This window comes from Mucilaginibacter inviolabilis (genome assembly GCF_011089895.1).
In the GTDB taxonomy this organism is placed as follows: domain Bacteria; phylum Bacteroidota; class Bacteroidia; order Sphingobacteriales; family Sphingobacteriaceae; genus Mucilaginibacter; species Mucilaginibacter inviolabilis.
In genome coordinates, this window is the sequence record NZ_JAANAT010000002.1 from 847,983 (window position 1) to 861,521 (window position 13,539).

A 13,539-nucleotide genomic window follows, 5' to 3' on the forward strand; every position below is an offset into this window, starting at 1 on the left:
AAGCCGGGTTTTTTGTTTTTAAAATAATTAATAAGAAAACGCGTCATTGCGAGGCACAAAGCAATCTCTATACTGTGCAAATCGTGTCGCAATGATGCGTGGAGATGAAGAGGGCAGAGACTTACGAAGTTTTTAAAACTTCGTAAGTCTGAATCAAATTAAGAAGTCATATCCGATAAGCTATTTTTCCGCTCCCATCGGTTCATAATCTACCGGTAACATTTCGGCAAAGCGGTACGATGTCCAGTCGCCTTCAAATATGATGCTGCGTGGATTGTGTACAATACCATTATTGTCAAAAAAGGCATAAGCTTCGTGCTCATCGAGTGTAGCTATGGATGTGGCGACATCCGATGCATCTGGTGTACGGCCAGGGTTGCTATTCGCCTTTTTATTATACATAACATATAAACAATCATTAAAGCTAAGCGCGAACAAACCCGGCTGATCTGTACGTTTGGCAAAGGTGTTTACATCAAGTGGTTGCCTAATGAGGGTTTGCAGATATTTGTTCTTGTCATCAAAAGGGCCGCCCTTATATTCGGGGTTGGGCTTACGAATAAGCTTGAAAACCTCAAAGCCGGCTTGTAATAATTGATTGGTAATAATGCTGCGTAAAAAGTGCATAGGCGAACCGAGGTATGCTGTCTGTCTTTTCTTTTTCCATTTTCGTACTCTGGTGCTACTGCCGGGAAGATCCTCGAACAGCGATATGCCATCATAATACAAAAAGCCCTTATAGTTATTATAGGTAAATTGATTGAGTTTGTATTTTATTTTGTATCCCAGGGCTTTGTTTTCAATCTCCAGGAAATCATAAGATGAAGCCTCAAGCGTATGTGTCTTTGCATCATATTCAAAGTCGAGCAAATCGGGGTTGAGTATTTTACATTGTGCCGCGTTGGCCGATGTACCCAGAAACTGGCGTTTGAACATGTCATAATATTTCCCCCAGTTTTGGTCGGGTTTAATTTTTACCTCATTAAGTTCAATGGTTTTAGGTAACAAACCAACTTCAGACAGTACCAGGTTATTATTGACCAGGGTAATAGTTTGACTATAGGTTTGGTAACCTACCACAGATACGATAAGGTCATACTGGCCTGGTCGAACATTGGTAAGAATGAAAGAACCATCGGCAGCAGTTTTATTGCCTACGCTGGCATTATTTAAAAAAACACTGGCATCGGGTACCGGTTTTTTGTCGTTGAGGTTGATCACTTTGCCCGTAATTTTTAATTGAGCAAAACACAACAATGGACATAAAAGTATCAATACCAATAACGATTTCCGCATATTTAAAATTAAACTAAAATATTAGTTTCATGAAGTAAAATTTATATTACCTGCAGATTTACATAGTTCATGATACTATAAAAATAAAATAACATAAAAAACGTTAAACCTTTTAGTGACATTTACGTCTTATTAAATATTAGTAACAAATACATTCATTTATGAAAAAAATCTTGACTCTCGTTTGCTGTACTATCTTACTGGCAGCAACATCTTGTACTAAAAAATACATTACCCCGGCAAACCGTACAATATTTTTTACTGTTAAGGGTGGAACAAATCCTGGTGGCTGGGTGTTAACTAACAACGGAGGTTCACCAGCTTATCAGACTACGCTCGGTGGAAATAACGGTGACCTGCCGGAGTTGGATAGCTTTACCCAGCATAATGGAGCCGTATTAGTCTATATTTCATATGACAAAAATGGAGACACTTATGAAGCTATTCCCGAAAACTTTGGAGGAGCATCATTTAGCTTTATTCACTCAACCAATACCATAACGATTACTTCTCAGTCGTCGGGAGGAAGTGCAGCCGTTCTGCCAACACAGGATATGTACGTAAAGGTTGTTTTGATTGACTCAGAACCTCAATGATCTAAAAAGAGACCCATAAAAAAGCTCCCAGGAATTCTCGGGAGCTTTTTTTATAACTTAATTAATCAAAAAGCTTGATATTTATTTATAGTAAGTATTCATTTTTTAGTGAAAATACAGGTCGACCTCTTGGCTACTTACTACGATTGTGTGCTGTCCAACATCCGTTACAACATTGTAAGGAATAAAATTCAGATTAATCGGTGCGCCACTTCTACCACTTCCTGTCCGTGCATTAATATTTGTCATAGCACATAACCCATTTGGATAATTTGAAGATTGTTGCATGTTGTAGGCTTCCATGGTCTCATACACATAATGCATTTCTGGTACATTATTTACTGTTATGCTGTTATTGGCTGGGTATTCATGAATCCTGTGGGGACCAGGAGCAGTAGGGTTGTCAATCTCCCAAAATTTGGAGGTATAATTATAGGTGCCGTCGGTATTGGCTGTTCCATTCATGGCACCCTCTAACCCTGTACCAGATGTTACCGTTACAGGTGTCCCATAAAATGCAGGACAGGTTTGGCAGGATGCATACCAGTTATTGATTACCCAGTAATTACCTCCAAACCTGCTATTATTACCATATTGTAAAACAGGTTGTAGAATATGTGATGTAGAAGTGAAGCCATCCTGTAACCCATTGAAGAGATACAATAATTGACCATTATTTGAAGGAGGATTGGAAGGGACTATCCAATCGGTTGTGAATAATGTTAAACCCGATACCGCTACATCATTTTGTGCATTGGTGATCCATCCTGAGCCTAAACCCGGGACTGCTGATGAAGTACTCAGGCTCGTTATTTTCTTTGATCGCTCTGCATCTTTCTGTATCTGTAATTGATCGCCAAAGTCTTCAGCTACTTTACCTGTTAGGCTTTGAATTTTTACCAGGTGATTTCCCTGATAGGTGAGGGTGTATCCGCTATCTATTTGATGTACCTGTGATGCAGGCCTCGCTCCGAATGGTGTAATAACCATGGCTTCCTGCGTGCCGCTTTCTTTTGCTGCATCGGAGGGTTGATTAATTGGAGTAAGAGCTGATTTTTTACAGCTAAAGGAAAAAAACACGGCAAATACCACAATGCCGCTTAGGATTGTTGAAATGTTTTTCATAAATAGGTTTTTAATGTGAAGAAATAATCTTTGCCAGTCAAGTAACCGGTTAGTATTGATTGGCTTAGGTAAATATTTAATATCTAAGTTAGAAACTATAATTACAATTTATATGTATTTACAAAAAAAATAACTTATTATTAATACGGGTAGGTAAAGTCTGATGCTTATTTTATGGAGACTTACGAAGTTTTTAAAACTTCGTAAGTCTGAAAATTAAATGCGAAAAAAGTGGGGGTCACCCTGAGCACCGTCGAAGGGCAGGGTGCAAAGGCCTGCTCACCATGCTTCGACGATGCTCAGCATGCCCCCTTTTTTGATACTGTAAAGTCTAATCCTTATTTTTCCATTTGTTCAATAACCGCCTGGGTTACGCCGGTGAAAGAAAATCCTCCGTCGTGGAAAAGGTTTTGCATGGTTACCATGCGGGTAAGGTCGCTGAAAAGGGTTACGCAATAATCAGCACACTGATCGGCACTGGCATTACCCAGCGGACTCATCTTTTCGGCATAATTTACAAAACCATCAAAACCTTTAATGCCCGACCCTGCCGTGGTGCGGGTAGGCGATTGGGATACCGTATTGATACGCACCTGTTTTTTGATGCCATACTGATAACCAAAGTTACGGGCAATACTTTCCAGGTAAGCCTTATTATCGGCCATATCATTATAATCGGGGAATACGCGCTGAGCGGCAATATAGGTTAGGGCTACTACCGATCCCCATTCGTTAATCACATCCATTTTCATGGCTGCCTGCAATATGCGGTGCAAGCTCAGGGCCGATATATCCAGGCCTTTATGCGTAAAATCATAATTGTTTTCGGTGTAATGGATGCTTTTGCGTACGTTAACGCTCATGCCTATAGAGTGCAAAATAAAATCAACACCACCATTAAAATGTTCCTGCGTTTTGGTGAGCAGGTTGCTAATATCATCGCTATTGGTAACATCGGCGGCAATAACAGGGGCATTGCATTCTTCGGCCAGTTTATTGAGTTCGCCCATACGCAGGGCGATAGGCGCATTAGAGAGTACAATCTCGGCGCCTTCTTGTACAGCACGCTGTGCCACTTTCCAGGCTATGGACTGATCGTTCAAGGCACCAAAAATGATCCCCTTTTTACCTTTTAATAAATTATAAGCCATGTTTTAAGTTTTTATAATTGGGTTTATTATTTAATTGGCGATTTACTATATACTAAAGGGTAGTCATGCTGAACTTGTTTCAGCATCCCACATGCCCGGCATAGGCATGCTGTCGATCCGCATTATGAGATGCCGAAATAAATTCGGCATGACTTCGCTCCATTTATCTACTACAAACTCCCCAAAAGTTCCCTTGCATTTTGTAAAGCACTTTCGCCGGGTTTATCACCGCTCAGCATTTTGGCAATTTCCAGTACTCGCTCCGGCTGATCCAGTTGTTTGATGCGGGTATAGGTAGTTGCAGCCGAATCATCTTTATAAACAAAGTAATGATTTTGACCTTTGCTGGCAATTTGCGGCAGGTGGGTTATAGTGATCACCTGCAAATTATCGGCCAGGTGCTCCATGATCTGCCCAACTTTATTGGCCACCTCTCCGGATACTCCCGTATCTATCTCATCAAAAATAATAGTAGGCAAGGCAGTGTATTGCGCTATGAGCGATTTAATGCTCAGCATCAACCTGGAAAGTTCACCACCCGATGCCACTTTGCTCATTTCTGAAAGTGCATGACCTTTGTTGGCAGAGAACAGGAATTTGATCTGGTCGGCACCGGTTGCTCCCAGTGTTGTGGAATTTGCCGATTCGTTAGCTCCTCCTTTAGGGGGCAGGGGGGCATGTTCAATTTTCAATGCCGAATTACCCATGCCCATTTCGGCGAGGGTTGACAGTACCTGTTTTTCAATAGCCGGGATAGCCTTTATGCGGTTGCCGGTTAATTGTGCTGCCAGTTTTTCCAGTTCGGCCCTGTCTATAGTTAATTGTTTTTGCAGCTGTTCTACGGCCTCATCACTAAACAGTACTTTCTGTATTTTGTCAGACAGATCATCCTGGATCTCCAATAATTTGGCATTGGTATTTACCCGGTGCTTTTTCTGCAGATTATAGATCAAGCTCAGACGGATGTTGATCTCATCAACGCGGGCTTCGTTTGTCTGGGTACGTTGTTCAATGGTTTCAATTTCGGTAGCGATATCTTTGAGCTCGATAATGGTGCTGCTTAACCTTTGGTGAAGTTCTTCAATTTGTGTATCAAATTTTTCGAGGTTACCCAATTGTACACCAGCCTCCTTGAGTTGTATCAATGCTGATGTTTCGCCTTCCTGCATCAGGTAATAGGCGCCAAACAGGTTGCGCTTTATTTCCTCGGCATTGTTTAAGGCGTATAATTCTTTTTCCAGCAATTCCTGTTCATCGGGGTGCAGGGTAGCTTTTTCCAGCTCATCAAATTGAAACTGGAAATAATCCAGGTCGGTTTTTGCTTTTTCACTTTCGGCTATAAGCTCATGAAGTCGGGCAACAGATTTTCGGTAAGCCCTGAATTTGGTTTGATAATCATTCAGCAGTTCATCATGTTTGGCAACCGAATCAACTACCAGCAACTGGAATTCAGGATCATTTATTTCGAGTGTGGCATGCTGGGAGTGAATGTCGATCAGTTTTTCGCCCAGTTGTTTCAAGGCGGTCAAATTAACCGGGGTGTCATTCACAAATGCTCTCGACTTGCCATCGGCAGATATTTCACGGCGCAGAACGGTTTCGGCCTCGTAATCCAGGTCGTTATCTTCAAAAAATGATTTCAGATGAAAGCCGTCAATTTTAAACAGGCCCTCAATAACGCATTTTTTTTGCTGATTAAAAAAGTAACGACTCTCGGCCCGCTGCCCTAAAATGAGCGACAAAGCACCCAGGATGATGGATTTACCTGCCCCGGTTTCGCCGGTAAGGATGTTTAAGCCTTTGCCAAAACCTATCTCCAGGTTATCAATTAAAGCGTAGTTGTTAATGGTTAGCTTTTGAAGCATAAAAAAAGTGTCCTTATTTTATTAAGGACACTAAATTACGAAATTCGATGTATTGGGATAATATTAAAACTATCTATTGGTAGTATCGGCCTTAGCGTCAGAATCGTATTTGTTATCGTACTTGTAATCATATTGATAGTTATATGCCTGTTTACGATATTCTTCCATCTTTTTCTTAAAAGCAGGACTGTTAGTATATTCATGCAATCTTTTAGAAGCCTGATCAAGCAATTCCTTTTCTTTTTTCAACTGAGGGTTGTTTTGATAGGAGTGCATTTGCTCTCCCAGCTTTTTCATTTCGGCTTGCTGTTGTTTCATCTGAGGGTTACTATAAGCTTTTCTGATACTATCGCCCATGGCTCTTAGTTCATCTTGTTTTTTACGAAACTCCGGCGAATCATATTTGGCGTGCATTTGTTCGCCCATTTTTTTCAATTCATCGGTTTGCTGTTTTACCTCCGCAGGTATTTTGCTTTGCAGCTCATCCTGGTATTTGCGGTAATTTTCATCTTTGCTATCGTCGATGTAATTATGGTTGTGTGGTATACCATACTTTTTCTCCAGCTGCTCGTTCATCTCCTTAAACTCAGGGCTGCTATAATATTTGCCCATTTTATCGCCAAGCTGACGCATTTTTTCGCCCAGTTCTCTCGTTTCACTACCATCACCCACTTCTTTTTGGTACTCAGCGGCTATTTTTTGCTGGCGTTCCTGCAATTCTTTCATTTCCGGGCGATTATAATAGTCGGCCATAGCTTGTCCTTTTTGAGCAAGTAATTCCGATTGCCTTTTAAAGTCGGCACTGTTATAATATTGGCTCATGGCTTCGGCATGTTTGGTTACCTCTGCGGTTAAGCGGTTCAGTTCGGCATCATTAAGGCCATATCTTTCGGCCAGGTGCTTTTCATAATTGGCCTGTTTTTCTTTAGTTTTTTTATAAGCTAGCACTTTTTTCGACTTAACGGTTGATTTACGGACAGTGTCGATAGGATCGGCAAGAACTTTGGGGAAAGCCTTAATAGAAAGTTTTCCGTTTTTGATGGTTGGATTTAACCATGCTATGCTACTTATGCTGGCAGCCATTATGGCAACGGCCACAAGCAGGTGGCGGATATTGCCCATTGGTTTTGTTGTTTTCATGATACGTTCAATTCTGGTTAATAAAGGATACTTTTTGCTGGTAGCAGCCATTGCTAGGCGCAGATCCATATGCCGGGTTTGCTCGAGTTTTAAAAGAGCCTGGGCATATATCAGGGGTTGCGCTGTGGTTTGTACTACCAGATCGTCGCAGTGGTTTTCGCGTTCCTGGTTTATGAGTTTGTTAATTAATTGGGCAAAGGGATTAAAGAAAAGTAATACGGTTATGAGTTGCTGTATCATATTCAGCAGATAATCGTTCCGCTTGATATGTGATAGCTCGTGCAGTAAAATAGCTTCGATCTCGGTAGCTGATAAATAAGTAGTAAGGGTGATGGGTAAAAGAATAATAGGTTTAAAAAAACCGATCATACAAGGCACATCCACCATGCGGCTGAAATTGGCGCTTACATATTTATGAATGCGCAGCTTTTCGCAAAGATTATCTACAAGGATCTGTACTTCATCTGCAGGGATCATGCTGTTTTTGATGAGACTTAGTTTTTGCAGATTAAGGCCCATTCTAAGCAGGTTGAATACCAGGCCAGCAAAGTACAATGCCGAAACATAGGGCAGGTATCCTTCAATAACATAATTTAGGCGAGCCGCAGGAATGGCATGAGTGGCCGCATTTAACGGAAAATCAAAGTGCGGTAATAAACCGGGTGAAGTAACAGCAGCCAGATCAACCCATACATGTTGTTGTATTTGTACAATAAATGTATAAATAAACCAGGAGCAAATGGTAAAGATACCCGCCATGCCCAGGTTGTGCTTTTTTACCGACGACATGGATGGCGCACAGGTAAATAGCAGATGCAATACAAACCATACCAATAATCCCTGCCATAAAGAGTGGATGATGGTGATGCCTAAAACCTGGCTGATGTTATAGAACAGATTTTCCATGATTGTTTATTTTTTATCCTGATCAAATTGGTTAAGGAAATTTTTAATAGCGTCAATTTCGTCTGCTGATGCCCGGTGCTGACCGAGGGCCTGTATCACCAGATCGGACGTTGAACCTTTAAATACAGTAGACAATATTTTATCCAAAGCGTTGCTTTGCGCCTGCTCCTGGGTAAATAATGCTTTGTACAAATGTGTTTTTGAGGTAGTGTCACGTTCAACCAAACCTTTGTCGTGCATAATCTGCATCAGCTTTAGCGTAGTGGTATAACCGGCATCCTTGGTTTTGGCCAATTGCTCGTGCACATCGCGTACGGTACATTGCCCTTTATTCCAGATCACCTGCAATATTTCCAGCTCGCTTTCTGTTGGTTTTATATCCATGTTATTTTTAATACGAATTTCTTCGTACAAATATCTACGATGATTTTCGTATTTGCAAGAGTTTTGTGAAAATAATTTTGGGGGTAGGGGAAATCAAAGTTATTTTCTGAGAAAAGGGCAAAATAGGTTTAGCAAAATATCGCTTTTATAGTCGACTCACCCGGTCTGCGCTTTCTAATGCGCGCGTCATTGCGAGGTACGAAGCAATCTCTAAGCTATACAGAGTGAGTTGACCTGCCTTTGTAGAGATTGCTTCGTACCTCGCAATGACGCATGGAGAATGTAATGGATTTATGGTTTTGAGTTATAGTTTACATGTAAACCCAATTTTTGACAAATTATTTCATGTAGTTATTTGATTTACAGATACATAACTTGGCGTAAACCATGAAAAGTGTAAACCATGTAAACCCACTTTTTATAAGACGGCCCACCTGTTCAGGAGCTACCTTGCTTAGCGTGTAGTGGGATTGCTACCCTGTAATGTTTGGTACTTATTACCATTAGCTGGGTCGGCCTGTATCAGCAAATTCATGGCCTGCAAACGATCCTGCGGCTCAGCTTTACTAAACAGCGATACCAGTTCATCACTTTTGGCAGTATAAAATATAAGCGGGAGCATAGCGCCCACGCGTAGCCTGTCAACCTGCTGCAGTGAAGGCAGGAAAGAGGCTATCGCTTTAAGACCTTTGGATGTATTATCGGCCATCATATCCAAACCATTACGATGATAATCGTACAAGAAGCTGCGTAAAGGTGCATAAGCTTTATTGTTCAGGTTTTCGCAGAGCCAATACCGGCTAATGTTGCCGTCAAAGGCCTTCCAGCCCCGGTATGAACTGGTTTGGGCGTTATTGATCACCGTTTGCGATGCTGCAAAATAGGATGACCCTCCGTAGGGCGAAAATGTATCGTAGTCAAGACCAATAATAACATAGGCATAAAATGCCATGATGGAACTGAGGTTACTTTGAAAACTTTGATCGGTATAGTCAATAGTCTGGCCTTCGTTGTAAATAAAGTCAATATCCTTATCGGTAAGGTTGATAATGGTAGAACTATAGGTTGAATTATAAACCGGTCTTGACGATTGTACCTGGAGCTCACCGCTAAAATTGCTGCTGCCATCCCAGTTGGTAATGTTCAGTACAAAGTTGCAGTCTATTCTTTCCTGTGGTAGTATAGGGTCGGCGCTCCATTTGCGGCCATTCAAAAAATCCCTCATGGCCGTTTCCAGCGTTTGAAAAATACGCTTGTTGCTACCCTGTATTTTGGGCGAAAGCACCTGTACCCGCGCATTAAGGTCCTGGGCCGCAACCCTGAAACCCGCCAGGGTTAAAATGATATAAAAAAATATTTTCTTCATCTGTTGATGAGTTGGGCAACTTTAAGGCAAATATCCTGAGCCACAGCTTCCTTACTTTTAAGTTCAAATACTGTTTTTTGAAGGTCGCGGTCAATAATGGTTACTTTATTGGTATCCTTTTTAAAACCGGCTCCGGCATCATTAAGCGAATTTAACACAATAAAATCAAGATTTTTTCTTTGCAGCTTGCTTATTGCATTTTGTTCCTCATCATTAGTTTCCAGGGCAAAGCCAACGAGTATCTGGTCCTGCGTTTTCTGCTCACCCAGATATTTTAAAATATCGGTGGTTTTTTTGAGCTCGATATTTAAGCCGCCATCCTGCTTTTTGATCTTTTGATCGGCCACATGCACAGGGGTATAATCGGCCACGGCAGCGCTCATGATACAGGCTTTGGCGGTTTTAAAGTTCCTCTCGCAGGCAGCAAGCATCTCGGCTGCAGAGGTTACATTTATCCGTTTGATGTTTTGCTGGTGGCTTACTTCAGCCGATGGACCGCTGATGAGGATAACATTGGCACCCATAGCAGCCAGCTCATCGGCAATGGCAAAGCCCATTTTACCTGATGAATGATTACCAATAAAGCGTACCGGATCAATGGCCTCATAAGTAGGGCCCGCGGTAACCACGATATTATGATTGGCTAAAAGGAGTTTTTTTTTTATGGCTGATGATAAAAAGGTAACGATCTCATCCGGCTCGGCCATCCGGCCCTCTCCATACAAACCACTGGCCAGCTCACCTGATCCGGGGGCTATTAATACATTACCAAAGGATTGCAATCGGGTAACATTTTGCCGCGTAGCCGGATGCAGCCACATATCCAGATCCATGGCAGGCGCAAAATATACCGGGCATTTAGCCGATAGATAAACCGCCAATAACAAATTATCGCAAATGCCATTGGCCATTTTAGCCAGGGTATTTGCACTAGCAGGAGCTATGATCAGCATATCGGCCCATAAACCCAACTCTACATGATTGTTCCACTCGCCGGTGTCGGGTTTAAAATAATTAACCTGGGCAGGATTTTTAGAAAGGGTGGATAAGGTAAGCGGGGTAATAAAATGAGTGGCATCGGGCGTCATCACCACTTTTACGTGCGCGCCGGCTTTAACCAATAGCCTAACCAATAAGGCCGATTTATAAGCGGCTATACTACCGCAAACACCTAGAACTATATTTTTACCTTCTAACATTTAAATTAAAGTCAAAATTAAAAAGTCAAAATTCAAAAGAATCCTGACTTGGTTATGTGAAGATACATAAAAAACAAAAGCCAAAATTCAAAAGCGGCAATACCGGCAATTTTGAATTTTGGCTTTTAGCTTTTGAACTAAAATAGCTTATGCTTCTTTAGTAGGGTTACGGTAGTAAACTTTGTCGTCTAAAAATTCCTGAACGGCTACCAATGATGGTTTTGGCAGTTTCTCGTAGTATTTAGAGATCTCGATTTGCTCGCGGTTTTCAAAAACCTCTTCCAGGTTGTCATTTGATGATGCAAACTCAGAAAGTTTTTGATGTAACTCTTCTTTAATATTGTTTGATATCTGGTTCGCTCTTTTTGACATAATTACAAGCGACTCATATATATTGTTAGTGTTTACATCCAGCTCGCGTAAATCGCGGGTTACAGTGCTGCTGGCTACTGCTGGTTTGTTTGGGTTATTTGCTGTCATATATAAATTTTTTTAATATGGTATTTTTTGTTGCTGGTTCTTTTCTGATGGCGGCTGTGTTTTTAAGGTATCTTTTCCTTTTTCCGCCAATTTTTTGGCTACCCTGTCGTTGCTCAAGGCTTCGGCTAAGATATGTTTTGCATTTTGTATGCCGCGTTCGCTGTCTTTAGCCAATGTTTTCACATCGTGGCCGTAGGTACTGTTCGGGTATTTTTCGTTGAATTGATTGGCGTAAACTTCGGCCAGGTTATAACGCTCCTCTTGTTTGTATTCTAAACTGTGGTTAGCATATAAATATTGCGCCTTAACCGTAAGGTATTCCATTTCTTCGGCATATTTGGTATCCGGGTAATCACGCAGTGCATTATTAAAGGCAATTACCGCCGATTGATAGTCGCTGATGGTTAAATACAATTTAGCATTGGCATAAGCTTTTGTTTCCAGCTTATCACGCAGGTTTTGTATCAGCTTACTTGCCTCAGTAACACGGTCGCTTTTAGGGTACAGGTTAATAAACAACTGTAAAGCCTCGATGGCTTTCATGGTGTTCTCCTGATCAAGCGAGTATATAGGCGAATCCAGGTAATAACAGTAAGCCGAGAAGAAACGGCATTCTTCGGCCCTCGTGCTTGATGGATACGTGTCTGCAAAGGTTTTGAAGTGATATCTTGCCGATGTATAGTCCTTCAACTTATAATTGGTGAAGGCATAATAATAAAATAGATCTTCCGCCTCGGCACGTCCCCGATAGCGTTCAACCAACACCTCAAATAAGCCCAAAGCTTTGTTATAATCTTTTTGATTATAGTACTTGATAGCCTCCTGGTATTTTTTGGCGTAATCGTTACTTGCTTTTAACTTTTCGTATTTGCTTTTACAACTGCCAAGTGTGATAATTAACAGAGCTAAAACACTGGCTAATAACGTAAGTTGCTTTTTAAACATTTTGCAAAGATAGGTGAATAATATAAATCAGTCAATTATTTATTTATCAGCGAATATATAACGTGTTTCCTGCTCCTTATGTATATAACAAACTATTTAACATCTTTTAACTATTGGGCTCATCTATGCCGGTCTGGCAGGTTCATTCAAATCCTTCCCGGACTTAGGAAATGGGGGACTATATAATATAGTATATAAGTAAGCAAATAGCATCGTGTTTTTCCCTGACTACTGGCTATGTATTTACTACTATATATAATAGTATATGTAGGTAACGAATGAAAGTCTCTTTGTCTGATTGGAAAACTGTTTATCCGGGTGCTGTATATATAGTATATAGGTAGAGCTTGAGTTGCATTGCAAAAATGCTGGAGAAATGGCGGCTTTATTAACAAAGATGAGCCGCTATGGTTGATTTTATAGGTAATTATCCGGTTTACACATTTGATGAGTAATTTTTTCGGCTGATTATTAAAGCCTTATGCACACATGTTAAGTATTTGTTAAAAACAGTTTGCGAAATTGTTTTCTATGCATACCTTTGCAGCCCGCAAATGAGGAAGCGGGGTTGTTCTTAGAAAGGTTAGTGAAGTGGTTTTTGAAGAGAGATATTGAGATTGAAAGAGAAAAATAAAGACCAAAAAAACTTCAAATAAATTTTCGAAAAGTCAAAAAGGTTTATACCTTTGCAGCCCGCTGAGGAGGGATAGAAAAGAGAGAGAAAAGGCGGTCAAAACTTAGAATAAAGAAAAGAAAAAAAAGTTTTGCAAATAAGAAAAAGGTTACTACCTTTGCACTCCCGAAACGAAGGAAGGAAAAAAGCGGAGACGCTGAGAGAGAAAGAAGGGGAGGCCAAAGCGAATTTGGCAGTAAAATAAAAGAAGGGAAAACGAGAGTTGGCCTGGATAAAAAAGAGAGAAGTCGGAGCGATTCTGACGGACAGAAAATGAAGAGTTAAGGAGCATAAGAACTCCAAGATTATAAAGCGGATCCGGGATGGTGAAGCGATAAGTTCTTTTAAGAAATAGAAAATCATGTAGCGTAACGATCGGAAACTAAACCCTTCCGGTGCGTTATAAGAAAGCG

General features: G+C 40.9%; 11 protein-coding genes. 1 reads left to right on the plus strand and 10 read right to left on the minus strand.

Annotation, left to right across the window (positions count from 1 at the left end):
• Nucleotides 1-180: 180 nt before the first annotated feature.
• Nucleotides 181-1,296: a carboxypeptidase-like regulatory domain-containing protein gene (locus G7092_RS19960; RefSeq protein ID WP_166091655.1), complete on the minus strand. Its 1,116-nt coding sequence runs from the start codon at nt 1,294-1,296 to the stop codon at nt 181-183.
• Between the two features lie 161 nt (nt 1,297-1,457).
• On the opposite strand from G7092_RS19960, the gene G7092_RS19965 reads away from it, so the two are divergent.
• Nucleotides 1,458-1,892 carry a hypothetical protein gene (locus tag G7092_RS19965; RefSeq protein ID WP_166091657.1) on the plus strand — a complete coding sequence of 145 codons (435 nt, stop codon included), beginning with the start codon at nt 1,458-1,460 and terminating at the stop codon, nt 1,890-1,892.
• A gap of 105 nt (nt 1,893-1,997) precedes the next feature.
• On the opposite strand, the gene G7092_RS19970 is transcribed toward G7092_RS19965, so the two are convergent.
• From G7092_RS19970 to G7092_RS20010, 9 genes are all read right to left on the minus strand, one after another.
• Nucleotides 1,998-3,017: a hypothetical protein gene (locus G7092_RS19970; RefSeq protein WP_166091658.1), complete on the minus strand. Its 1,020-nt coding sequence runs from the start codon at nt 3,015-3,017 to the stop codon at nt 1,998-2,000.
• Between the two features lie 338 nt (nt 3,018-3,355).
• Nucleotides 3,356-4,168: an enoyl-ACP reductase FabI gene (locus tag G7092_RS19975; RefSeq protein WP_166091659.1), complete on the minus strand. Its 813-nt coding sequence runs from the start codon at nt 4,166-4,168 to the stop codon at nt 3,356-3,358.
• 170 nt (nt 4,169-4,338) lie between these two features.
• Nucleotides 4,339-6,033 carry a DNA repair protein RecN gene (recN, locus tag G7092_RS19980; RefSeq protein ID WP_166091660.1) on the minus strand — a complete coding sequence of 565 codons (1,695 nt, stop codon included), beginning with the start codon at nt 6,031-6,033 and terminating at the stop codon, nt 4,339-4,341.
• 69 nt (nt 6,034-6,102) lie between these two features.
• A complete protein-coding gene (locus G7092_RS19985; RefSeq protein ID WP_166091662.1) occupies nt 6,103-8,079 on the minus strand; it encodes a M56 family metallopeptidase in 1,977 nt (658 codons plus the stop codon).
• A gap of 6 nt (nt 8,080-8,085) precedes the next feature.
• Nucleotides 8,086-8,463, minus strand: a complete 378-nt coding sequence (locus tag G7092_RS19990) for a BlaI/MecI/CopY family transcriptional regulator (protein ID WP_166091663.1) — start codon at nt 8,461-8,463, stop codon at nt 8,086-8,088.
• A gap of 454 nt (nt 8,464-8,917) precedes the next feature.
• Nucleotides 8,918-9,829, minus strand: coding sequence for a type IX secretion system protein PorD (gene porD, locus G7092_RS19995; protein ID WP_166091664.1), 912 nt, complete (start codon nt 9,827-9,829; stop codon nt 8,918-8,920).
• Complete coding sequence (gene coaBC, locus G7092_RS20000; protein WP_166091665.1) at nt 9,826-11,028, minus strand: bifunctional phosphopantothenoylcysteine decarboxylase/phosphopantothenate--cysteine ligase CoaBC; 1,203 nt, start codon at nt 11,026-11,028, stop codon at nt 9,826-9,828. The genes porD and coaBC overlap by 4 nt, the downstream gene beginning before the upstream one ends.
• Before the next feature lie 147 nt (nt 11,029-11,175).
• Nucleotides 11,176-11,508, minus strand: coding sequence for a DNA-directed RNA polymerase subunit omega (locus tag G7092_RS20005; RefSeq protein ID WP_076379032.1), 333 nt, complete (start codon nt 11,506-11,508; stop codon nt 11,176-11,178).
• Between the two features lie 12 nt (nt 11,509-11,520).
• Nucleotides 11,521-12,453 (minus strand): outer membrane protein assembly factor BamD, encoded by a 933-nt coding sequence (locus tag G7092_RS20010; protein WP_166091667.1) that lies wholly within the window; start codon nt 12,451-12,453, stop codon nt 11,521-11,523.
• Nucleotides 12,454-13,539 lie beyond the last annotated feature (1,086 nt).

Excerpts from the sequence above, each read along its gene's own strand:
- coaBC (WP_166091665.1), bottom strand. The coding sequence starts at position 11,028 with ATGTTAGAAGGTAAAAATATAGTTCTAGGTGTTTGCGGTAGTATAGCC.
- G7092_RS19985 (WP_166091662.1), bottom strand. The coding sequence starts at position 8,079 with ATGGAAAATCTGTTCTATAACATCAGCCAGGTTTTAGGCATCACCATC.
- G7092_RS19965 (WP_166091657.1), top strand. The coding sequence starts at position 1,458 with ATGAAAAAAATCTTGACTCTCGTTTGCTGTACTATCTTACTGGCAGCA.
- G7092_RS19975 (WP_166091659.1), bottom strand. The coding sequence starts at position 4,168 with ATGGCTTATAATTTATTAAAAGGTAAAAAGGGGATCATTTTTGGTGCC.
- G7092_RS19990 (WP_166091663.1), bottom strand. The coding sequence starts at position 8,463 with ATGGATATAAAACCAACAGAAAGCGAGCTGGAAATATTGCAGGTGATC.
- G7092_RS19960 (WP_166091655.1), bottom strand. The coding sequence starts at position 1,296 with ATGCGGAAATCGTTATTGGTATTGATACTTTTATGTCCATTGTTGTGT.
- G7092_RS20010 (WP_166091667.1), bottom strand. The coding sequence starts at position 12,453 with ATGTTTAAAAAGCAACTTACGTTATTAGCCAGTGTTTTAGCTCTGTTA.
- recN (WP_166091660.1), bottom strand. The coding sequence starts at position 6,033 with ATGCTTCAAAAGCTAACCATTAACAACTACGCTTTAATTGATAACCTG.
- G7092_RS19970 (WP_166091658.1), bottom strand. The coding sequence starts at position 3,017 with ATGAAAAACATTTCAACAATCCTAAGCGGCATTGTGGTATTTGCCGTG.
- porD (WP_166091664.1), bottom strand. The coding sequence starts at position 9,829 with ATGAAGAAAATATTTTTTTATATCATTTTAACCCTGGCGGGTTTCAGG.
- G7092_RS20005 (WP_076379032.1), bottom strand. The coding sequence starts at position 11,508 with ATGACAGCAAATAACCCAAACAAACCAGCAGTAGCCAGCAGCACTGTA.